Here is a 22,140-nt window from a genome sequence, read left to right on the forward strand (position 1 = left end):
GAGCCCTCCGGGACAGGAGAGGTAGCCCACACGTCACCGTGCGTCACCGCCGCCGACAGCCCTGAGGCGCCCGTGCCGGTGGTGGGCCGCGACGTGCGAGGCTGCCGGGGCGCACCGGCGACGGGGCCGGGCGTCGCGGTCGGAGGTGTCTCATGATCATCGAGTCGCGTTTCAACGGGCCGCCCGGCTCAGGCAACGGCGGCTGGAGCGCCGGGGTCCTCGCCGGTGCCGCCGGCCCCGGGCCGGTCGAGGTGACGCTGCGTCGCCCGCCCCCGCTGGAGACCCCGCTCACTCTCGTCGACGGCGAGGTCCGCGACCCGCAGGGCCACCTCGTCGCCCAGGTCCGCCCCACGGAGGACCCCCGGGCGGTGGTGCCGCCGGTGGACCTGCCGGTCGCGCGGGCCGCCTCGGCGGCGTACCCCGGGCTGGTCGACCACCCCTTCCCGGGCTGCTACGTCTGCGGCCCGGACCGCGCCGACGGGCTGCGGATCTTTCCGGGGCGGCTGCCGGACGGCCGCACCGCCGCGCCGTTCCGGGTGCCCGGGTCGGTCACGACCGCCACCGTCTGGGCCGCGCTGGACTGCCCCGGCGGCTGGGCCGTGATCGCCCCCGGCCGGCCGTACGTCCTGGGCCGGATCGCGGCGGTGGTCGCGGCGCTGCCGGAGCCGGGCGACGAGTGCGTGGTGACCGGTGTCACGGTCGGCGGCGAGGGCCGCAAGGCGCTCGTGCACACCAGCCTGTACGCCCCCGACGGCGCCCTCCTGGCCTGGGCCCGGGCAACCTGGATCGCCGTCGCGGACGACATCGGATAATCGTTCCTGGGGATGAGGGCCTCCTGCCTGAGGCGGAGGTGGATCTCGGAAGTGCGCCTGATTGACCTGGTTGCGCCCGCCCGCCACGCTGTGTCACGGCGTACCCCGACGCCACCGCACGAAGGAGAGCAATGACTGACGGGCAGAGAAGCCCCACCGGTGACGGTCAGATCGTGGTGTCCGGCCTGACGAAGCAGTACAAGAACGTCCGGGCCGTCAACGATCTGTCGTTCACCGTCCAACCGGGGCGGGTGACCGGCTTCCTCGGCCCCAACGGCGCCGGCAAGACGACCACGCTGCGGATGCTGCTGAACCTGGTCACGCCGACCAGCGGGACGGCGACCATCAGCGGGCGGCGCTACGCCGACCTGACCGACCCGCTACGGCACGTCGGCGCCGTGCTGGAGGCGTCCAGCGCGCACAAGGGCCGCACCGGCATCAACCACCTGCGGGTGATCGCCGCGGCGGCCGGCCTGCCGAAGCACCGGGCCGACGAGGTGCTGGCCCAGGTCGGGCTCACCCCGGCGGCGAAGCGCAAGTTCAAGGGCTACTCGCTGGGCATGAAGCAGCGGCTCGGCATCGCCGCCGGGATGCTCGGCGACCCCCGGGTGCTGATCCTCGACGAGCCCGCCAACGGGCTCGACCCGGAGGGCATCCGGTGGATGCGCGGCTTCCTCAAGAACCTCGCGCACGAGGGCCGCACGGTGCTGGTCTCCAGCCACCTGCTGTCGGAGATGCAGCTGCTCGCCGACGACGTGGTGATCATCGCGGCCGGGCAGCTGGTCCGGCAGGGCACGGTCGAGCAGGTGATCGGCTCGATGGCGCAGGGCATCCGGGTACGGGTCCGCACCCCGCAGGCCGACGTGCTGACCGCCGCCCTCAAGGAGGGGCCGGCCACCGTCGACCGCGACGAGCACGGCGTCCTGCTGGTGGGCGGGGTGGACGCCCCGACCGTGGGGCGGATCGCCCTGACGGCGGGCGTCGAACTGCACGAACTGACCACGGAACGGCCCGACCTGGAACGGGTCTTCCTGGAGCTGACGGCCGGAAAGGCGGGCATCCGATGAACCTCGTCCGGTCCGAGCTTCTCAAGATCCGTACCACCAGCACGTGGTGGTGGCTGGCCATCGCCGCGTTCCTGTCGATCGCGTTGGCCTTCGCCTTCAACGCCTGGGTCGCCAACGAGACGTTGAACGGCAACGCCGAGGAACTGGGCGTCACCGGCGACCAGGCCTCCGCGGCGGCACAGGCCGCCAACCTGTACACCTCCGGGCAGTACCTGGGCCTGATGTTCGTGATGCTCATCGGCATCCTGATGGTCACCAACGAGTTCTTCCACCAGACGGCGACCACCACGTTCCTGGCCACGCCGCGGCGCACGTCGGTGATCCTCAGCAAGCTGGTCGCGGCCAGCCTGCTGGGCATCGGCTTCTGGCTGGTGACCACGCTGATCGACCTGGCCGCCGGGGCGGTGTTCCTGTCGGCCAACGGCCACGGCACCCTGCTCGGCGAGTGGGCCGTGCAGCGGGCGCTGCTGCTCAACCTGCTGGCGTACGCGATCTGGACGGTCCTCGGCATCGGCATCGGCACGCTGATCACCAACCAGCTCGGCGCGGTGATCACCGCCGCGGTGCTCTACCTCGTCGGCACGCAGGTGGTGGGGCTGCTCTTCATGCTGCTGTCGAACCTGCTGAACAGCGAGGCCGTCGTCAAGTGGCAGGTGATCTGGCCCGCCATCGCCTCGACCGTGATGGTCAGCGAGGGCCAGACGGACTACACCCCCGCCTGGTGGGTCGGCGCGCTCGTGCTGATCGGCTACGCGGTGGTGAGCGGGGTCGTCGGCGTGCTCATCACCCGGCGGCGCGACATCTCCTGACGCGTCCGGGCGAAGGCGGTGGGGGTGGTGCCCGGCACCACCCCCACCGCCGTACGACATGGGGCCGGCCACCACATCGGGCCTTACCAGCAGCCGGCCGCACACGCAGCGTTTGGTGAACTTCTGGCATCTTCTGTGAAACGGGCCACGGGTCGGAGGCGGAAATGCCTGTGGCATCCGTACGGCGTAGCCTGGGAGCCGTCTCGTGTGCGCTCGAAGGCAGGGCGACACCGGACACCGCGTGACACACAAACCCGCGTGAAAGAGGCGATTACCGGCCGTGTCGACCCAGCAGACTTCGCAGGAGAACCCACTGGCGGGTTTCGGTCCGAACGAGTGGATCGTCGAGGAGATGTACCAGCGCTACCTCGCCGACCCCACCAGCGTCGATTCGGCCTGGCACGACTTCTTCGCGGACTACCGCCCGGCGCCCGGCGCCGGGAAGCCGCGCGGAACTGAGCAGGCCCCGAAGCCGGCCGCCAAGCCGGAGCCCGCCGGCCAGCAGGAGGCGGCCACCGCGGTCGCGCAGCCGGCGGAGAAGAAGCCGGCGGAGAAGAAGCCCGAGGCCAAGCCGGAGACCAGGCCGGAGAAGCCCGCAGCCAAGGCCGCCCCGGCCAAGCCGGCGCCCGCGAAGGCGGCCCCCGCCAAGCCCGCGGCCACCAAGCCGACCGCCACCGGCCCGCAGACCACCCCGCTACGCGGCGTGGCTGCGAAGATCGTCCAGAACATGGACGCCTCGCTGGCCGTGCCGACCGCCACCAGCGTGCGCGCCGTCCCGGCCAAGCTGCTGGTCGACAACCGCATCGTGATCAACAACCACCTCACCCGTGGGCGCGGTGGCAAGGTCAGCTTCACCCACCTCATCGGGTACGCGATGGTCCGCGCCCTGGTCGCCCACCCGGAGATGAACAACTCCTTCGCCGAGGTCGACGGCAAGCCGGTCATGGTCCGGCCGGAGCACGTCAACCTGGGCATCGCGATCGACCTGGCCAAGCCGGACGGCAGCCGCAACCTGGTGGTCCCCTCCATCAAGGCCTGCGAGCAGATGGACTTCCGGCAGTTCTGGCAGGCGTACGAGGACGTGGTCCGGCGCGCCCGCCGCAACGAGCTGACCATGGACGACTACTCCGGCACCACGATCTCGCTGACCAACCCCGGCGGCATCGGCACCGTGCACTCGATGCCGCGGCTCATGCAGGGGCAGAGCGCCATCATCGGCGTCGGCGCGATGGAGTACCCGGCCCCCTACCAGGGCATGTCCGAGGCCACCCTGGCCGAGCTGGCCGTCAGCAAGGTCATCACCCTCACCAGCACGTACGACCACCGGATCATCCAGGGCGCCCAGTCCGGCGAGTTCCTGAAGGTCATGCACGAGCTGCTGCTCGGCGAGCACAGCTTCTACGACCAGATCTTCACCTCGCTGCGCATCCCGTACGAGCCGGTGCGCTGGATGCGCGACGTCGCGGTCAACAACGAGGGCCAGATCAACAAGACCGCCCGGGTGCACGAGCTGATCCACGCGTACCGCGTGCGCGGCCACCTGATGGCCGACACCGACCCGCTCGAGTTCAAGATCCGCAAGCACCCCGACCTGGACGTGCTCCAGCACGGGCTGACCCTCTGGGACCTCGACCGCGAGTTCCCGGTCAACGGCTTCGCCGGCAAGCAGCGGATGAAGCTGCGCGCCGTCCTGGGCGTGCTGCGCGACTCGTACTGCCGGCGCGTCGGCATCGAGTACATGCACATCCAGGACCCGGAGGAGCGGCGCTGGATCCAGGAACGGATCGAGCGCAAGTACGAGAAGCCGTCGGCCGACGAGCAGAAGCACGTGCTCAACCGGCTCAACGCCGCCGAGGCGTTCGAGACCTTCCTCCAGACCAAGTACGTCGGGCAGAAGCGCTTCTCGCTGGAGGGCGGCGAGTCGCTGATCCCGCTGCTCGGCGAGGTGCTGGAGGCCTCCGCCGAGGGCGGGCTGGACGAGGTCGTCATCGGCATGGCCCACCGTGGCCGGCTGAACGTGCTGGCCAACATCGTCGGCAAGCCGTACGAGAAGATCTTCTCGGAGTTCGAGGGGCACCTGGACCCGCGCTCCACCCAGGGCTCCGGCGACGTGAAGTACCACCTGGGCCAGAACGGCAAGTTCACCACGCCGGCCGGCGACCACGCGGTCAAGGTCTCGGTGGTGGCGAACCCGTCGCACCTGGAGGCCGTCGACCCGGTGCTGGAGGGCATCGTCCGGGCCAAGCAGGACCGGATAGACCTCAAGCTGGAGGGCTACACCGTGCTGCCGCTGGCGGTGCACGGTGACGCCGCCTTCGCCGGCCAGGGCGTGGTCGCCGAGACCCTCAACCTCTCGCAGCTGCGCGGCTACCGCACGGGCGGCACCGTCCACGTGGTGGTCAACAACCAGGTCGGCTTCACCACCGCCCCGGAGTACAGCCGCTCCAGCCTCTACAGCACCGACGTCGCGCGGATGATCCAGGCGCCGATCTTCCACGTCAACGGCGACGACCCCGAGGCCGTGGTCCGGGTCGCCCGGCTGGCCTTCGAGTACCGGCAGGAGTTCAACAAGGACGTCGTCATCGACATGGTCTGCTACCGCCGGCGCGGGCACAACGAGGGCGACGACCCGTCGATGTCCAACCCGCAGATGTACAAGATCATCGACTCGAAGCGGTCCGTCCGGAAGCTCTACACCGAGGAGCTGATCGGGCGCGGCGACATCACCGTGGAGGACGCGGAGGAGCTGCTGCGCGACTACCAGTCGCAGCTCGAGCGGGTCTTCAAGGCCACCCGCGACGCGGCCACCACGCCGCGGCAGCTCAGCCGCCCCAAGCGGGACGACGAGCCGGAGCCGCAGGTGGAGACCGCCACGGACGCCTCCGTCGTCAGGGCCGTCGGCGAGGCGCACGTCAACCTGCCGGAGGGCTTCACCCCGCACAAGCGGATCCAGCAGCTGCTCGACCGGCGGGCCAAGATGTCCGCCGAGGGCAACATCGACTGGGGCTTCGGCGAGATCATCGCGTTCGGCTCGCTGCTGCACGACGGGGTCACCGTCCGGCTCGCCGGTCAGGACTCCCGCCGGGGCACCTTCGTCCAGCGGCACGCCTCCGTGGTCGACGCACAGACCGGCGACGACTACCTGCCGTTGCAGTCGCTGACCGGCGACGGCGAGCGGTCCCGGTTCTTCGTGCACGACTCCCTGCTCAGCGAGTACGCGGCGATGGGCTTCGAGTACGGCTACTCGGTGGAGAACATCAACGCGCTGGTCGCCTGGGAGGCGCAGTTCGGCGACTTCGTCAACGGCGCGCAGTCGGTGATCGACGAGTTCATCTCCTCCGGCGAGGTGAAGTGGGGCCAGCGCTCCGCCGTCACCCTGCTGCTGCCGCACGGCCACGAGGGCCAGGGCCCGGACCACACCTCCGGCCGCCCGGAGCGGTTCCTCCAGATGTGCGCCGAGGACAACATGCGGGTGTCCATCCCGACCACCCCGGCGAACTACTTCCACCTGCTGCGCCGCCAGGCGCTGTCGCCGAAGCGCAAGCCGCTGGTGGTGTTCACGCCGAAGTCGCTGCTGCGGCACAAGCTCTGCGTCTCGCCCGTCGAGGACTTCACCACCGGCACCTTCCAGCCGGTGCTGCCCGACTCGGGCTCGCCGGCGCCGGAGCAGGTGAAGCGGGTGCTGCTCTGCTCGGGCAAGGTCTACTACGACCTGTTCCAGGCCCGCGCCGAGCGGGGCGTCACCGACACCGCGATCATCCGGATCGAGCAGCTCTACCCGATGCCGGTCGAGGAGATCCGGGCCGCCCTCGCGGCGTACCCGAACGCGGAGGACTTCGCCTGGGTGCAGGAGGAGCCGGCCAACCAGGGTGCCTGGTCGTTCGTCGCGCTCAACCTGCTGGAGCACCTGTCGGACGTACGGCTGCGCCGGATCTCCCGCCCGGCCGCCGCCGCCCCGGCCGTCGGCTCGGCGAAGATGCACGAGGTCGAGCAGACCGCGCTGATCGAGGCGGCCCTGCCCCGCCCGTGACCTGACAGCACCGCCGACCGGGGCAGGGACCGTCACGACGACGGCTCTGCCCCGGTCGGCGTCCCGGCCCCCGCCGCCGGCAGGCCCCGGCGGCACCACGGCCCACCCAGCACAGCGACGAAGAGGGAACCGACAGCATGTACTTCACCGACCGTGGAATCGAGGAGCTCGTCGAGCGCCGGGGCGGCGAACAGGTCAGCATGGAGTGGCTCGGCGAGCGCCTACGCGACTTCGTGGACCTGAACCCCGAGTTCGAGACCCCGATCGAGCGCTTCGCCACCTGGCTCGCCCGCCTGGACGACGAGGACGAGGACTGAGCCGGACCACCCCGGAGGAACGGACGTCCCCGGTGCCGTCACCGAACCGCCCCCGGCACGCGCCCGTACGCCGGTCGGCCCTGGCGGCGGGCGCCGCCGTGGCGCTGCTGCTCTCGGGCTGCGGCGCGGAACCCCGACGCCCCGGACCGGTGCCGGGGAGCGCCACCGGGCCCCCGGCGGCGGCACCGCCCCCGCTCTTCTACGTCGCCCCGGGGAACCCGGCGGAGGCGGAGGCTGACCGGCGGGAGGCGCTGGGCCGGACCGCCGACGCGGCGGCGCTGCGCCGGATCGGCACGCGGCCCAGCGCGAAGTGGCTGACCGGCGGGCCGGCGGTCCGCGACGAGGTGGACGCGTTCCTGGGGCAGGCGGCGCTCGCCGGCCAGACGCCGGTGCTGGTCGTACACAACATCCCGGACCGCGACTGCGCCCGACAGGGCACCGGCGGGGCCGGCGGGCCGGCGGAGTACCAGCGCTGGATCCGCGACCTCGCGGCGGGCGTCGGGGGTCGGCCGGTCACCGTGGTCCTCGAACCGGGGGCGGTGCCGGACGCCGTACAGGGCTGCGTCCGCGACCCCGACGGGCGGCTCGCGCTGCTGCGGGACGCCGTCACCGTGCTCCGCAGCACCGGCAGCGCCCGGGTCTACGTGGACGCGGGGCACCCCGGCTGGATCTCCGACGTCGCCGCGCTCACGGCGGCGCTCGACCGGGCGGGGGTCGGCGAGGCCGACGGCTTCGCGCTCAACGTGGCCAACTTCTTCGGCACCGCGCAGAACGTCCGCTACGGCCACCGCATCTCCGACGCCCTCGGCGGCGGCACCCGCTTCGTCGTCGACACCAGCCGCAACGGCAACGGCCCCCACGCGGGTGCCACGGTGGACGGCGCGCCCAGCTGGTGCAATCCGCCGGGACGGGCGCTCGGGCAGGAGCCGACGGCCGCCCCCGGCCTGCCCCGGGTGGACGCGCTGCTCTGGGTCAAGTACCCGGGCGAGTCCGACGGCGCCTGCCGCCCCGGGGAGCCGGACAGCGGCGTCTGGTGGCCCGAGTACGCCCTCGGTCTGGCCCGCCGCGCCGGCTGACCGGACCCGGCCGACCTGGGCAGGTCGGCCGGCCAGCCCCGCCGCCCGGCCGCTCAGCCCCGCCAAGCCGGTCGGCCTGGCCGGCGGCTCCGGTCAGGCCGTGCCGCCGCGTTCCGCCGGTGCCAGGCCGGTGCGCCGCAACTTCTGCCAGCCCAGCCGGCCGCCGGTCAACGCGGTGACCACCGATTGGAGCATCACCAGGTACATCAGTTGCCGGTAGACGAACTGCTGGAGTGGCAGCACCCACAGCACGCCCAGCTTCTCCCGGTCCAGCCGGAACGCCACCACGGCGGTCAGCGTCTGCAACCCGAGCATGGCCAGCCAGGCCACCGCCGTGGCGGTGCGGTCCAGGAAGAACAACCCGTACAGGGCCAGCAGGTCGATCACCGGTGCCAGCAGGGGCAGCAGCACCCCGAAGAGGCTGAGGAAGGCCAGGCAGCGGCGGGTGAACCGGCCGGACGCGCCCCGGTCGAGCAGGGACCGCCGGTGCTTCCACATCGCCTGCATGGTGCCGTAGCTCCACCGGTAGCGCTGCTTCCACAGCTGCCCCATCGTCGCCGGCGCCTCGGTCCAGGCGCGCGCCGTCTCCTCGTACACCACCTTCCAGCCGGCCCGGCCCAGCGCCATGGTGATGTCGGTGTCCTCGGCCAGGGTGTCGTCGGTCATCCCGCCGGCGTACACCAGCGCCTGCCGCCGGAAGCCGCCGATCGCCCCCGGCACCGTCGACATGCAGCGCATCGACTCGTAGAGGCGGCGGTCGAGGTTGAAGCCGATCACGTACTCGATGTGCTGCCACTTGGCGATCAGGCTGTCCCGGTTGCCCACCTTGACGTTGCCGGCCACCGCGCCCACCTGCGGGTCGGCGAACGGCTGCACCAGCCGCCGGACGGAGTCCGGTTCGAGGACGGTGTCGCCGTCGACCATCACGATCAGGTCGTGCCGGGCCAGCGCGACGCCGGTGTTCAACGCGCTCGGCTTGCCGCCGTTGGGCTTGCGGACCACCCGGACGTTCGGCAGGCCGAGCCCCTCGGCGATGTCGGCGGTGCCGTCGGTGGAGCCGTCGTCGACGACGACGACCTCGATCCCCCCGGGATGGTCGCCGGTGGCCAGCGACCGGACCGCCGCCGCGATCCCCTCCTTCTCGTTGTACGCCGGGACGATCACCGACACCGGGTCGGTGACCGGCGGCCCCCAGGTCCAGTCGCGGGCCCGCCGCCGCCGGGCGTGCCGACCGGCGAGCAGGAAGAGCAGCGCGGTACGCCCGACCGTGAGCACCCCGACGGCGACGAAGATCAGCCCGAAGCCGCTCATCGTCCGGTCCGCGCCCCGCACCGCCCAGACCAGCACCCGCCCCCGCCACCGCTCCCCGGCGGAGGCGGTCGGATTGCCGGTCACCTCGTGCCGCACCCCCGCGTCGGCCAACGCCTGGTTCAGCCCGCCCGTGACGGTGGCGAACTGGTAACCGCGCGCCTTCATCAACGGGATGAACCGGTCCAGCGCCTCGACGGTCTGCGCGCGGTCGCCGCCGGCGTCGTGCCACAGCGTGATCGCGCCCGCGTACCCGGACGGTGTGACGTTCTCGACGATCCGCTCGACGCCCGGCAGCGCCCAGTCCCGGCTGTCGGTGTCGTTGAGCACCGTCAGGTAGCCCAGGTCGCCGGCCTCGGTGACCAGGGGCCAGTCCCGGTCGTTCAGCGCGTCGGCGTGCGAGGAGTACGGGAACCGCACCAGCGAGCTCCGGATCCCCGCCGCGCCCGCGACCGCGAGCTGGGTCTGGGCGTACTCCATGCGGCGCCGCCAGCCCGGCATGGCGGTCAGGTCGGGATGGGTGAAGGTGTGCACCCCGATCTCGTGCCCGGCCGCCGACATCTCCCGGACCAGCTCGGGATGCCGGGCGACCTGCGCCCCCAGCACGAAGAAGGTGGCGTTGACCTGGTGGGCGTCCAGCACCCGGAGCACCTCGCGGGTCCAGTTCGGATCCGGGCCGTCGTCGAAGGTCAGCGAGACGGTGCGGGGCGGCAGCCGGTAGGAACGGGTCCGCTCGTCCCCGGCGCTGATGATCGGTCCGCCGTTCACCACCTCGTCGGGCACCCGGTCCTGGCCGGCGCCGGCCGGCTGGCGCTCGGGCACGAAGGCGGCGTCCGCGTACGCCCCGACGAAGAGCACGCCGGCCAGGACGACGAGCAGCATGCCGAGCACGGTCCAGCTGGGCGGCGGCGCGACCCGCCGGACCCGGCCGTGGCGGCGGGCGGTCGTCCGGGGCGTGCGCGGACGGAAGCGGTCAGGCATCGTCGACCGGTTCCCCGGAAACGGGCGGCAGCGGCAGCGGCAGGTCGATGTCCGGGGACGGTTCCGCGGGTGGCGGCTCGGAGGCCGGCGGGGCGGGTGGGGTGGTCGCGGGTGGCCGTGAGACCGGCGGCGGGGTGGTGCGCCCGGGGGCGGGTGGTGTGCTGGCGGGTGCTTGCGCCGGGGGCGGGGACGACCGGGGCGCCGACGGGGTGCCCGGGGTCGGCCGGCCACCGGGCACGGCCGGCGCGGGCCGCCCGACGGTCGGCTCAGGGGTGGCGGGCGTGCTGGCGGGCGCCGGAGGCGGGCTCCAGGGCCGTCGGGTGGACTCGACGAAGGGCAGGACGTTCTCCGGGCTCACCGGTCCCCCGGCGAAGCTCGCCCCGACCAGGACGGTGTACGCCACGCCGACCAACCCGAGGGCGTACGCGAGCCGCTGCCAGCGCCGCCGGCGTCGCCCGCTCGGGTCGACGAAGACCGGCGCGAGCGGGGGCGGGACGGCGTGGACGGCGGTCGGAGCGTCGGCCCCCGGCCGGGCGTCCACCGCCGACCCGACCGTCGGAACGTCCGCCGCCGTAGCGTCCGCCGCCGACCCGACCGTCGGAGCGTCCACCGCCGACAGCGGCGCCGTCGGCGCCTCGACCGGCGCGTGGGCGACCGTCGGGGCGTCGGTACCGGCCGGCACGACGGCTGGCCCGACAGTCGTCGCCTGGACGACGGTCGGACTGTCAATGGCCGCCTGAGCTGCGGCGGAACGGTCGGGCATGGGTAGCGAGTCTAGGAACGTCGGCGTCGGTACCGGCCACCCCGCCGGCGGAGTGAGACGAGCATCCTGCCTGCTCAGGGTTTGGATCGCGGCGGGCACCTCCACGATCTTGTAGCGTGGGGGCGTGGCCCGAAGCGTGTACGTGACCAGCGTGGGTTCGGGCGGCGGGAAGTCGACCATCGCCCTCGGCCTGGCCGAGTTGTTGTCCCGGCAGGTCGAGCGGATCGGCGCGTTCCGGCCGCTGGTCCGGGGGCACGGCCCCGACCCGATCCTCGCCCTGCTCAGTGACCGCTACCGGATCGAGCTTCCGCTGGCCGACCTGAGCGGCACCAGCTACGCCGAGGCGACCGCCCTGGTCGCCGACGGGCGGCGGGAGCAGCTCATCGCCGGCATCGTCGAGCGCTACCGGGAGATCGAGCGGCGTTGCCCCGCCGTGGTCGTGGTCGGCAGCGACTTCGCCGACGGCGGCGACGGGGCCGGCCCCCGCGAGCTGGCCTTCAACGCCCGGCTGGCCACCGAGTTCGGCAGCGTGGTGGTGCCCGTCGTCGACGGCTTCGGGCAGGAGCCGGCGGCGATCGCGGCCGCCGCGCGCGGGGCGTACCACGATCTGGAGGACCTGGGGGCGACGGTGCTGGCGGTGATCGCCAACCGGGTCCCCGGCCCGATGACGCTGCCCGAGCTGCCCGTGCCCACGTACGCCATCCCGGAGGTGCCGACCGTGTCGGCGCCGACGGTGGCCGAGGTGGCGGCGGCGCTCGGCGCCACCCTGCTCGCCGGGGACGACGACGCGCTCAGCCGCGACGTGCTCGACTACGTGGTGGGCGCGGCGCACGTGCCGACGCTGCTGGACCACCTGACCGACGGCGCCCTGGTGATCACCCCCGGCGACCGGGCCGACCTGCTGGTGGCGGCGAGCGCCGCGCACGTGGCCGGGCAGGTCTCCGTCTCGGGGCTGGTGCTGACCCTCGGCGAGCAGCCCGACCCGCGCGCGATGCGGCTGGTCGAGGGCCTCAACACCGGGCTCGCGGTGCTCTCCGTGCCCAGCGACAGCTACGACACCGTGGCCGCGTCCAGCCGGATCGAGGGGCGACCCAGCGCGACCAACCCGCGCAAGGTGGAGGCCGCGCTCGGCGCGTTCGAACGCTGCGTGGACACCGACGACCTGGCCCGCCGGCTGCGGGTCAGCCGCTCCGAGCGGGTCACCCCGCTGATGTTCGAGTACGACCTGATCGACCGGGCCCGGGCGCGACGCCGGCACCTCGTGCTGCCCGAGGGGGCGGAGGAACGGATCCTGCGGGCGACGGAGATCCTGCTGCGCCGGGGCGTCGCCGACATCACCCTGCTCGGCCGCCCCGACGACGTCGCGCGGCGCACCCGCGAGCTGGGCATCGACATCACCGGCGCCCAGGTGGTCGACCCCGTCGCCAGCGAGTGGCGCGACGAGTTCGCCACCACGTACGCCGAGCTTCGCGCGCACCGCGGCATGACCCCCGACCTGGCCCACGACATCGTCGCCCAGCCGAACTACTTCGGCACGCTGATGGTCCAGACGGGGCACGCCGACGGGATGGTCTCCGGCGCGACGCACACCACCGCCGCCACCATCCGTCCCGCGTTCGAGATCATCCGGAACGTGCCGGGCGTCTCGGTGGCCTCCAGCGTCTTCTTCATGCTGCTCGCCGACCGGGTGCTGGTCTACGGCGACTGCGCCGTCAACCCCGACCCGGACGCCGCCCAACTCGCCGACATCGCCATCTCCTCGGCCGACACCGCCGCCCGGTTCGGCATCGAGCCCCGGATCGCGATGCTCTCCTACTCCACCGGCAGCTCGGGGGCGGGCGCCGACGTGGAGAAGGTCGCGGCGGCCACCAAGCTGGTCCGCGAGCGCCGGCCCGACCTGCTCGTCGAGGGGCCCATCCAGTACGACGCGGCCATCGACCCGGCCGTGGCGGCGACGAAGCTGCCCGGCAGCGACGTCGCCGGCCGGGCCACGGTCTTCATCTTCCCGGACCTCAACACCGGCAACAACACGTACAAGGCGGTGCAGCGCTCCGCCGGGGCGGTGGCCGTCGGGCCGGTGATGCAGGGCCTGCGCCGGCCGGTCAACGACCTGTCCCGGGGCGCCACCGTGCCGGACATCGTCAACACCGTGGCGATCACCGCCATCCAGGCCGCGGCCACCGAGGAGTCGTCATGAGCGGTCCCGCCGCCCCGCAGGACCGCCCGGCGGGTCGCGTCCTCGTCCTCAACTGCGGGTCGTCGTCGGTGAAGTTCCGGCTCTTCGACGGCGACCGGGTGGTCGACAAGGGCACCGTGGAGCGGATCGGCGAGGCCGGCGGCGGCCCGGCCGACCACGAGACGGCCGTCCGGGACATCCTCGACGGGCTGGACCTCACCGGGCTGGCCGCCGTCGGGCACCGGGTGGTGCACGGCGGGAAGCGGTTCGGCGAGCCGGTGCTGATCGACGACGCGGTGCTGGCCGCGATCCGCGACCTGGTCCCGCTCGCGCCGCTGCACAACCCCGCCAACCTGGCCGGCATCGAGGTCGCCCGGGCGGCGCTGCCGGACGTGCCGCAGGTCGCCGTCTTCGACACCGCGTTCCACACCACCCTGCCCGAGGCCGCCGCGACCTACGCGATCGAGCGGGACACCGCCGAGCGGTACGGCATCCGGCGCTACGGGTTCCACGGCACCTCGCACGCGTACGTGTCGCGGCGCACCGCCGAGCTGCTCGGCCGCCCGTACGCCGAGGTGAACACGATCACCCTGCACCTCGGCAACGGCGCGAGCGCCTGCGCGGTGGCCGGCGGCCGGAGCGTGGCGACCTCGATGGGGATGTCCCCGCTGGAGGGCCTGGTGATGGGCACCCGCAGCGGCGACCTGGACCCGACCGTGATCTTCCACCTGCGCCGCGAGGGCGGGCTCTCCGTCGACGAGATCGACGACCTGCTCAACCACCGCAGCGGCCTGCTCGGGCTGACCGGCGCCAACGACATGCGCGAGGTGCTCGCCCGCCGGGCGGATGGCGACCCGGCGGCGGTGCTCGCCTTCGACGTCTACTGCCGGCGGATCACCGGCTACGTGGGGGCGTACTACGCGCTGCTCGGCCGGGTGGACGCCGTCACCTTCACCGCCGGCGTCGGCGAGCACGCCGCGCCGGTCCGCGCCGCCGCCCTGGCCGGCCTGGACCGGCTCGGCATCGCGGTGGACCCCGAGCGCAACGCCGGCTCCGGCGACCGGGTCGTCTCGCCGGAGGGCGCCGAGGTGACCGTCTGCGTCGTCGGCACCGACGAGGAGCGCGAGATCGCCCTCCAGACCCGGGCCGTCATCGAGGCCGCCGGCTGAGCCATGCCGACCGTCGGCCTCAGCGGCGGGCCTTTCCGCGTCGCCTGGCGGCCCGGGTGCGCCGGACGCGGTCGCGCCCCCGGCCCCGCCGGGGCGGTGCGGGGGCGGGCCGGTCGAACATCCCCGTCGGAACGAGGGCCGCGAAGAGGAAACCCCCGCCCAACGCCGCACCCAGCAGCCCGAACGGGATGCCGCCCCAGGAGTTGAGGAAGAAGACCGAGTCGTCGGTGTTGCCGTTGGCGGCCACGAACTCCGCCGGCCGCTCCGGATCGACCCAGAGCATCATCTCCTCCGGGGGTTCCTCGGCACAGCCGCCGGCCGAGCCGCAGAGGATGCGCTCGTTGTGCTGGACGCCGCCGTACTCGTACCAGACCTGGACGGTGTCGGTGCCACCGCCGCGTCCGACGGTGTCGCGGCGGTCGCTCACGGTCGCCCGTACCGGCACGCCGTCCGCCCGTAGCCGCTCCGCCTTGGCGTGCAGGTGCCACTTGTACGCCCCGGTGGCCACCGCGTTCGTCAGGCCCGCGAGCAGCAGCACCAGGCCGAGGACGGCACTGCCCCGGTGGATGCCGCGAAGACCGGAGCGGAGCCTCCGCCACCGCCCCGGAACGCGCCCCGGGCCCGCCGCCGGCTCCGGGCTTCCCGTCGGCGGCTCCCCCGCGCCCGGCTCAGGCCCTCCAGGCGGCTCCACGCCACTCAGCCCAGCGCGAGCCAGGCGAGCAGGGCGACCAGTACGACCGCGGCCGCCGCCGCGCCGACGAGCAGCGGCGTCCGGGACGCGCCGGCTGGCGCCTCGGGCTCGGCGGTGTGGGCGTAGGCGCGGAACGCCTCGGTGTTGCCGCTCGGGTCTGTGCGGTTCTCAGGCATGGCGGTGACCCTAGCCAAGCCGGTTGCGCGCCGCCGTCCCCGGCGCGCCTCCCGGGGTCAGGTCCAGCCGGCCGGTGGAGACGATCCGGCCGGGTGGCGGGGGCGTCCGGTCCGGACGGCGGGGCCGGTCGGGGCCGCCGGGCACCTACCGTGAATCCGTGGGGACAAAGCGGCTGGTCGCCGTACTGATGACGACGCTGCTGGCCGGTTGCGCCCCGGCGGGAGCAGCCGCGCCCGGCACACCGCCGCCGGCCCGTCCGGCGCCCGTGGCCGCCTACGCCGTCGGCGTACGCACGTTCACCGTCGACCCGACCTCGGCGCGCCCCCTGCCGGTGACCGTCTGGTACCCGGCGGAGGGCGACGCGGTGGCCGCCGGCCGCTTCCCCGTGGTGGTCTACAGCCACGGGCTGCACAGCCTGCCCGAGCTGCACGCCGGGCTGACCGCGCGCTGGGCCGCCGCCGGGTTCGTGGTCGCCGCCCCGGCCTACCCGCACACCCGGCGCGGCGCGGCCCGGTTCAGCCGTGCCGACGTACGCCACCAGCCGGCCGACGGCTGGCGACTGATCCGGCACCTGACGCGGCTCGACGCCCGGGCCGGAGACCCGCTCGCCGGGCACCTCGACGTCACCCGGGTCGCCGCCGCCGGCCACTCGGCGGGCGGCTTCACCACGGCCGGCATGTTCACCTCCGGGCGCTCGGGGCGGCTGCGCGCCGGCATCGTGATCGCCGGCGGCGGAACGGCCGGCAGCTTCGCCGGGCCGGCGGCCCCGCTGCTCTTCGTGCACGGTACGGCGGACAAGATCGTGCCGGCGACGGTCGGCCGCGCCGCATACCAGCGCACGACCGGCCCCACCGCCTTCCTGAGCCTGCTCGGACAGGGCCACGGCGAGTACCTCACCCCGGGGCTGCCCGGCTTCGACCAGGTCCTGGCCACGACCACGGACTTCCTCCGCTGGACGCTCTACGGCGACCCGGCCGCCGGCCGCCGGCTGCCCGGCGACGCCCGCCGCCCCGGCGTGACGGCGTACGAGACCCGCCCCGCCCGCTGACCCTCCCGAGCGGACGCCCGGAGCCAGGAGTCGCGACCCGGCGCGTGGCCATCTCCCAGTCGAGCCCGGCCCAGGCCGCCGCTCGAAGCCCGACCAGTCCCCGCCTGGTTGCCGGAGCGGCCCCGGGAACTACTCATCAGGGGAGCGGGCTGGTGCGCCAACCAACGGTGATCAGGACGCCATGGACCCTAAAACCACCGGATAACGTCCATGGCGTCCTGATCACCGGGGCACCGCCAGCAGCCCGGGCGCGGGCAGCGCAGCGGTCTGCGGCGGTCTGCGGCGGAGCGGGGCGCGCCGCGAGGCACAATCGTTCCCATGCCCCGTCGTGTCACCCCCGCCCTGCTCGCCTCCGCACTGCTCACCGCCGGTCTGGTCGGCTGCTCCGACGACGCCGGGCCGGCCCCGCGGGCGGCAGGCTCCCAGGCGGCCCCGCAGGTGACGGCCTCGGCGCCGCCCGCACAGGCGGCCGGCCCCACCCCGCAGGTGCCCGCCGGCACCGCACCCGACAAGGCCTTCGCCGTCGGCGTACGGCAGCTGAAGCTGAACCGCGACGGGAAGCGCCCGCTGCCGGTGACCGTCTGGTACCCGGCGGCCGGAAAGCCCGGCGGGCAGCCGGAGCGGGCGGCGGACGCCGCCACGGGGAAGTTCCCCGTGGTGATGTTCAGCCACGGGTTGAGCGCCCGGCCGGCCGACTACGAGACGCTGCTCACCCGCTGGACGGCGGCCGGGTTCGTGGTGGCCGCGCCGACCTTCCCGCACACCGCCCGGGGTGGCGACGGCAACGTGCTCGACGTGCTCAACCAGCCGGCCGACGTGTCGTACGTGCTGACCCAGGTGCTCGCCCTCGACGGCAAGGCCGGCGACCCGCTGCGCGGCCGGCTGGCCACGGACCGGGTGGCGGCGGCCGGGCACTCGGCCGGCGGGGTGACCACCATCGGCCTGTTCACCGCCGGCCGGGACGAACGGCTGGACGCCGGGGTCGTCTTCGCCGGCACGGCGCTCGGCGTCGGCACCACCTTCGCGGGCGCCGCCGCCCCGCAGCTCTTCGTGCACGGCGAGGCCGACGAGGTGGTCGAGTACGCCGCCGGCAAGGCCGCCTACGACAGGGTGCCCTGGCCGAAGGCGATGCTGAGCCTGCCGAAGGGCGACCACGGTCGGGCGCTGCTCAGCGACGGCGCCTCGCTGCGGGTGGTCTCGGACACCACGGTCGAGTTCCTGCGCTGGTCGCTCTACGGCGACCAGGCCGCCAAGGGCCGCATCCCCACCGACGCCGCCCGCGACGACCTCGCCACCCTCGACAACCGCCTCTGACCGACGGTCGCCTCCCCGACCGGGGAGGCCACCCGGGGCCCGCTCGTCGCGGCCCCCGGGCGACTCCGACGGTGGCCGGGGGCCCGCTCGTCGCGGGCTCCCCGGCGACGGCGGGCCTCAGGCGGTGTGGTCGACGACGACCTTGCCGAAGACGTCGCCGGAGTGCAGGCGGGCGAAGGCGTCGGCGACCTCGCTGAACGGGAGCACGGAGTCCACCACCGGGCGCACGCCGCGCTCGGCGCAGAACGCGAGCAGGGCGGCCAGCTCGTCGGGGGTGCCCATCGAGGTGCCCAGGATCTCCAGCTGCATGGCGAAGACCCGGCGCAGGTTGACCTTCGGCTCGTGCCCGGCGGTGGCGCCGGAGACCACGATCCGGGCCATCGGCGCGGCGGACTTCAGCGAGTGGTCGAAGGTGGCCGCCCCGACCGTCTCGACGACCACGTCGACCCGCTCCGGCAGCCGGGCGCCGGGCTCGACGGCGGTGGCGCCCAGTTCGACGATCCGTTCCCGCTTGGCGGCGTCGCGGCTGGTCGCGTACACCCGTTTGCCCATCGCGGCGGCGAGCGCGACGGCCGCGGTGGCCACGCCCCCGCCGGCGCCCTGGACCAGCACGGCGTCGGCGTCGCCGACCCGGCCCACGGTGGTCAGCATCCGCCACGCGGTCAGCCAGGCGGTCGGCAGGCAGGCCGCGTCCGCCGCCGCCAGGCCCGCCGGCAGGGCCAGCAGGTTCGACCGGGGTACGGCGACCCGCTCGGCCAGCGTGCCGGGGAAGTGCTCCGAGAGGATGGAGACGCCGCGCGGGTCGCCCGGGGTGGGGATCACCGGGTAGACGACGACCTCGTTGCCGTCCGGGTCCACCCCGACGGCGTCGCAGCCGAGGATCATGGGCAGCTGCTCGGCGCGCAGCCCCACCCCCCGCAGGGACCAGAGGTCGTGGTGGTTGAGGGAGCTGGCCCGCACCTGCACGGTCACCCAGTCGTCGGCCGAGTGGGTCGGCTCGGGCTGCTCGCCGACGGTGAGCGCGGCGAGCGGGTTGGCGTCGTCGAAGCGGGAGACGAAGGCGGCACGCATGATCGGCACGGTAACAAGCCGAGCCCCCGGCAAGAAGGGCACCGACGCAAGGAAGGGCCCCTTCCTATCGCTCAGGCGATAGGAAGGGGCCCTTCCTTGCACCGTCAGCGGGTGACGCCGTCGCGGCGGGCGGCCTCGGCGACCGCCTCGGCCACCGCGGGGGCGACCCGGGGATCGAGCGGGGACGGGACGATCGCCTCGGCGGTGAGCGACTCGGCCACCACGCCGGCGATCGCGTCGGCGGCGGCGACCTTCATCCCCTCGGTGATCCGGGTGGCCTTGGCGTCCAGCGCGCCCCGGAACACACCCGGGAAGGCCAGCACGTTGTTGATCTGGTTCGGGTAGTCGCTGCGGCCGGTGGCGACGACCGCCACGTGCCGGGCGGCCACCTCCGGGTGCACCTCGGGCGTCGGGTTCGCCAGGGCGAAGACGATGCCGCCGGGGGCCATGCCGGCGACCGCCGCCTCGGGGATCTGCCCGCCCGAGACGCCGATCAGCACGTCCGCGTCGCGCAGCGCCTCGGTGATGTCGCCCTCGCGACCGTCGGCGTTGGTGGCCGCCGCCAGCTCGGCCTTGGTGCCGGTCAGTTCGGGCCGGTGCCGCCCGATGATCCCCTTGGAGTCGCAGACGACCACCTGGTCGGGGTTCACGCCGCCGGCGATCAGCATCTTCGTCACCGCGACCCCGGCCGCGCCGGCGCCGCTGACCGTCACCCGCAGGTCGCCGAGCTTGCGGTCGAGCAGCCTGGCGGCGTTGCGCAGGGCGGCGAGCACGACGATCGCGGTGCCGTGCTGGTCGTCGTGGAAGACCGGGATGTCCAGGGCCTCGTCCAGGCGGCGCTCCACCTCGAAGCAGCGCGGGGCGCTGATGTCCTCCAGGTTGATCCCGCCGAACGACGGGGCCAGCGCCCGCACCACGGCCACGATCTCGTCGACGTCCTGGGTGTCAAGGCAGACCGGCACCGCGTCGACGCCGCCGAACTGCTTGAACAGCACCGCCTTGCCCTCCATCACCGGCAGCGCCGCGCGCGGGCCGATGTTGCCGAGCCCGAGTACGGCCGAGCCGTCGGTGACGACCGCGACGGTGTGCGCCGCCCAGGTGTAGTCGTCGGCGAGCGTCGGGTCGGCGGCGATCGCCTCGCAGACCCGGGCCACGCCCGGGGTGTACGCGAGGGAGAGGTCCTCGCGGCTGGTCAGCGGAACGGTCGAGGCGACGGCCATCTTGCCGCCCCGGTGCAGCCGGAAGACGGGATCAGCGGGGTCCACGGTGGACGATGACATGGTGACTCCAGGATCTGTCGAGCAGACGGGGCGGCCGGCGCGGACGCGAGGTGAGGCGCCGAGCGGGCGGCACGCGGTGCGGGGGTCACCCGGGCACGTCTGGAGCATAGTGTCGCCACCGTCACACCGGTGTGAGCGGGGTCATATCCGTTGTGGGCGCACCCGCGCGGGCCGGGGCCAGTAGCGGGCCACCACGCGACCACGCACGTCAGCCACCCCGTACGCCCTGGAGTCGTCGGTGACCAGGTCGTTGTCGCCGCGCAGCCACCACCCGCCGTCCTGGGCGCGGATCGCGCGCTTGACCACGAGCAGGTCGGGGCGGCTGCGGAAGACCGCGACGACGACGTCGCCGGGGCGGACCGCCCGGCCGCCGGGGCGGACCAGCACCGCGTCGCCGTGCCGCAGCGTGGGCGACATGGACGGACCGGTCACCAGCACGGCGGTCAGCGGCCACCGCAGCCGGGGGGCCACCGTCGGGTGATCGGTCCCCATTGGTTTCCCCTCCACCCGGCCTCCCCGGAGCGCGTCCAGGAGTAATGTCGTCTTGGATCATCGCAAACTTCCCATGGAGGATCCTGATGCGACTTCCGCGCATCCTTACGCCCCGCGTGACCGCCAGCGCCCACTGCGACCTGCCCTGCGGTGTCTACGACCCGGCCCAGGCCCGGATCGAGGCCGAGTCGGTGAAGGCGATCTGCGAGAAGTACCAGGCCAACACCGACCCCGAGTTCCGCACCCGCGCCATCCTGATCAAGGAGCAGCGCGCCGACCTGGTGAAGCACCACCTGTGGGTGCTGTGGACCGACTACTTCAAGCCGGCCCACTTCGAGAAGTACCCGCACCTGCACCAGCTGTTCAACGAGGCCACCAAGCTGGCCGGCGCCGCCGGTGCGAAGGGCGGCACCGACCCGTCCAAGGCCGACGATCTGCTCCAGAAGATCGACGAGATCTCCAAGATCTTCTGGGAGACCAAGCAGGCGTGACCCTCACCGGTCCGCCGACGATCCGGCCGGCACGTCCCGAGGACGTGCCGGCCGTCGTCGCCATGGCGTACGGGCTGGCGGAGGAGTGGTTTCCCCACCGGTTCAGCGGGGACGCCCCGACCGCTCCCGCGGCACACGTGGCGGTCCCCACACGTTCGGGCGACCGAGCGGGTAGAGTCCCCGACCGGGGGGATGAGTGGTGACTCAACTGACCGGGCAGCCGACGACCGACGACGACGTCGTGCACCTCACCGTGCCCGCGGACGGGGGCTACCTCGGGGTGCTACGTACCGCCACCGCGGGGCTCGCGGCGCGGCTGCAGTTCGCCCTCGACGAGATCGAGGACCTGCGCATCGCCGTCGACGAGGCGTGCGCGATGCTGCTCGCCATCGCCACCCGCGACGCGGAGCTCGACTGCCGCTTCGCGGTCACTGACGACGCGCTCACCGTGGAGGTGACCGTGCCGACGGTCCGTGGCGCCACGCTCCCCGCCGAGTCGTCCTTCGCCTGGAAGGTGCTCACGGCGCTGACCACGGCGGCGGCCGCGACGGCCTCCGACGGCCGGGCCACCATCTCGCTGCTCACCCGCCGCGCCTCCGGCTACTGACCGGCCGCCCACCCGGCGCCGGGCCGCGCGGGCCCGGCGGGGTCACTCGAAGCCGAGGGCCCGGGTGGTGGGGGTGCTCACCAGCAGAGCGGTCATGCCGAGGCCGAGCGCCATCAGCGGTACGCCGAGCCACCCCATCCCGCCCTGGACCATGAACCAGCCGATGGGCAGCAGCATCAGCTGGAGCACGATCGCCGGGGCCCGGGCTCCCGCCTTCCGGCGCGCCAGCGCGCCGCCCAGCGCCCAGAGGGCCGCCGCCGCGCCGATGGCGAACGCGGTCACGAGCAACGCCGACGTGAGGTCGGTGGTGGTGGCGGTGAGATCGGCCCAGAGCAGCCACGCGGCGACCAGTCCCACGGCGACCCCCTCGGCCCGCAGCAGCCGGACCGCCCAGCTGAGGGTGGCGGGGATCGGGTCGGAGTCGATGGTCACGCGCGCCACGATACCCGTGGCGGCGCGCG

The 22,140-nt window shown here is 73.8% G+C and carries 20 protein-coding genes; 12 read left to right on the forward strand and 8 right to left on the reverse strand.

From position 1 onward, the window contains the following. The first annotated feature begins 152 nt into the window (after positions 1-152). The 6 genes from ACPXCB_RS05100 (at position 153) to ACPXCB_RS05125 (ending at position 8,111) form a co-directional block, all read left to right on the forward strand. Entirely contained in the window at positions 153-812 is a 660-nt protein-coding gene (locus tag ACPXCB_RS05100) for a hypothetical protein (protein ID WP_425872624.1), read from the forward strand. Positions 813-943: 131 nt separating this feature from the next. After that, on the forward strand, positions 944-1,879 hold the full coding sequence (locus tag ACPXCB_RS05105) for an ABC transporter ATP-binding protein (protein WP_425872626.1): 936 nt from the start codon (positions 944-946) through the stop codon (positions 1,877-1,879). After that, the gene (locus tag ACPXCB_RS05110) at positions 1,876-2,688 is read left to right on the forward strand and encodes an ABC transporter permease (RefSeq protein ID WP_425872627.1); all 813 of its coding nucleotides are present in this window, start codon (positions 1,876-1,878) and stop codon (positions 2,686-2,688) included. Before ACPXCB_RS05105 ends, ACPXCB_RS05110 begins: the two co-directional genes overlap by 4 nt. A gap of 280 nt (positions 2,689-2,968) precedes the next feature. Continuing rightward, positions 2,969-6,718, forward strand: coding sequence for a multifunctional oxoglutarate decarboxylase/oxoglutarate dehydrogenase thiamine pyrophosphate-binding subunit/dihydrolipoyllysine-residue succinyltransferase subunit (locus tag ACPXCB_RS05115; RefSeq protein ID WP_425872629.1), 3,750 nt, complete (start codon positions 2,969-2,971; stop codon positions 6,716-6,718). Positions 6,719-6,855: 137 nt separating this feature from the next. Next, entirely contained in the window at positions 6,856-7,035 is a 180-nt protein-coding gene (locus ACPXCB_RS05120; protein ID WP_151456601.1) for a DUF6104 family protein, read from the forward strand. A 32-nt stretch (positions 7,036-7,067) separates the two neighbouring features. Beyond that, positions 7,068-8,111 (forward strand): glycoside hydrolase family 6 protein, encoded by a 1,044-nt coding sequence (locus tag ACPXCB_RS05125; protein ID WP_425872631.1) that lies wholly within the window; start codon positions 7,068-7,070, stop codon positions 8,109-8,111. Positions 8,112-8,204: 93 nt separating this feature from the next. Here ACPXCB_RS05125 and ACPXCB_RS05130 read toward each other — a convergent pair whose 3' ends face one another. After that, positions 8,205-10,400, reverse strand: a complete 2,196-nt coding sequence (locus ACPXCB_RS05130) for a bifunctional polysaccharide deacetylase/glycosyltransferase family 2 protein (protein ID WP_425872633.1) — start codon at positions 10,398-10,400, stop codon at positions 8,205-8,207. Next, positions 10,393-11,163: a hypothetical protein gene (locus ACPXCB_RS05135; RefSeq protein ID WP_425872634.1), complete on the reverse strand. Its 771-nt coding sequence runs from the start codon at positions 11,161-11,163 to the stop codon at positions 10,393-10,395. The genes ACPXCB_RS05130 and ACPXCB_RS05135 overlap by 8 nt, the downstream gene beginning before the upstream one ends. Positions 11,164-11,287: 124 nt before the next feature. Between ACPXCB_RS05135 and pta the strand changes: the two genes are divergently transcribed. Beyond that, positions 11,288-13,360, forward strand: a complete 2,073-nt coding sequence (gene pta / locus ACPXCB_RS05140; RefSeq protein WP_425872636.1) for a phosphate acetyltransferase — start codon at positions 11,288-11,290, stop codon at positions 13,358-13,360. After that, positions 13,357-14,508 carry an acetate/propionate family kinase gene (locus ACPXCB_RS05145; protein WP_425872638.1) on the forward strand — a complete coding sequence of 384 codons (1,152 nt, stop codon included), beginning with the start codon at positions 13,357-13,359 and terminating at the stop codon, positions 14,506-14,508. Before pta ends, ACPXCB_RS05145 begins: the two co-directional genes overlap by 4 nt. Positions 14,509-14,527: 19 nt before the next feature. Here ACPXCB_RS05145 and ACPXCB_RS05150 read toward each other — a convergent pair whose 3' ends face one another. Further along, a complete protein-coding gene (locus ACPXCB_RS05150) occupies positions 14,528-15,046 on the reverse strand; it encodes a hypothetical protein (protein ID WP_425872640.1) in 519 nt (172 codons plus the stop codon). Positions 15,047-15,204: 158 nt separating this feature from the next. Next, positions 15,205-15,375, reverse strand: coding sequence for a hypothetical protein (locus tag ACPXCB_RS05155; protein WP_425872642.1), 171 nt, complete (start codon positions 15,373-15,375; stop codon positions 15,205-15,207). Positions 15,376-15,533: 158 nt separating this feature from the next. Here ACPXCB_RS05155 and ACPXCB_RS05160 point away from each other — a divergent pair, with 158 nt between their 5' ends. Together ACPXCB_RS05160 and ACPXCB_RS05165 are read left to right on the forward strand one after the other, a co-directional pair. Beyond that, positions 15,534-16,424: an alpha/beta hydrolase family protein gene (locus ACPXCB_RS05160; protein WP_425872644.1), complete on the forward strand. Its 891-nt coding sequence runs from the start codon at positions 15,534-15,536 to the stop codon at positions 16,422-16,424. A gap of 318 nt (positions 16,425-16,742) precedes the next feature. After that, positions 16,743-17,738, forward strand: a complete 996-nt coding sequence (locus ACPXCB_RS05165; RefSeq protein ID WP_425872646.1) for an alpha/beta hydrolase family protein — start codon at positions 16,743-16,745, stop codon at positions 17,736-17,738. Positions 17,739-17,855: 117 nt separating this feature from the next. On the opposite strand, the gene ACPXCB_RS05170 is transcribed toward ACPXCB_RS05165, so the two are convergent. The 3 genes from ACPXCB_RS05170 to ACPXCB_RS05180 all read right to left on the reverse strand — a co-directional run bounded on the left by ACPXCB_RS05170 (position 17,856) and on the right by ACPXCB_RS05180 (position 20,581). Further along, positions 17,856-18,818, reverse strand: coding sequence for a zinc-binding dehydrogenase (locus tag ACPXCB_RS05170; RefSeq protein WP_425872648.1), 963 nt, complete (start codon positions 18,816-18,818; stop codon positions 17,856-17,858). 95 nt (positions 18,819-18,913) lie between these two features. Further along, positions 18,914-20,089 (reverse strand): NAD(P)-dependent malic enzyme, encoded by a 1,176-nt coding sequence (locus ACPXCB_RS05175; RefSeq protein WP_425872650.1) that lies wholly within the window; start codon positions 20,087-20,089, stop codon positions 18,914-18,916. Between the two features lie 141 nt (positions 20,090-20,230). Further along, on the reverse strand, positions 20,231-20,581 hold the full coding sequence (locus ACPXCB_RS05180) for a S24 family peptidase (protein WP_151457052.1): 351 nt from the start codon (positions 20,579-20,581) through the stop codon (positions 20,231-20,233). 86 nt (positions 20,582-20,667) lie between these two features. Here ACPXCB_RS05180 and sodN point away from each other — a divergent pair, with 86 nt between their 5' ends. Both sodN and ACPXCB_RS05190 read left to right on the forward strand, forming a co-directional pair. Continuing rightward, on the forward strand, positions 20,668-21,072 hold the full coding sequence (sodN, locus tag ACPXCB_RS05185; protein WP_425872652.1) for a superoxide dismutase, Ni: 405 nt from the start codon (positions 20,668-20,670) through the stop codon (positions 21,070-21,072). 199 nt (positions 21,073-21,271) lie between these two features. Continuing rightward, positions 21,272-21,679, forward strand: coding sequence for an ATP-binding protein (locus ACPXCB_RS05190; RefSeq protein WP_132231108.1), 408 nt, complete (start codon positions 21,272-21,274; stop codon positions 21,677-21,679). A gap of 42 nt (positions 21,680-21,721) precedes the next feature. On the opposite strand, the gene ACPXCB_RS05195 is transcribed toward ACPXCB_RS05190, so the two are convergent. Then, positions 21,722-22,111, reverse strand: coding sequence for a hypothetical protein (locus ACPXCB_RS05195; RefSeq protein WP_425872654.1), 390 nt, complete (start codon positions 22,109-22,111; stop codon positions 21,722-21,724). Between the last annotated feature and the right edge of the window lie 29 nt (positions 22,112-22,140).

The organism is Micromonospora sp. DT62, assembly GCF_049847285.1.
Taxonomy (GTDB): domain Bacteria; phylum Actinomycetota; class Actinomycetes; order Mycobacteriales; family Micromonosporaceae; genus Micromonospora; species Micromonospora reichwaldensis.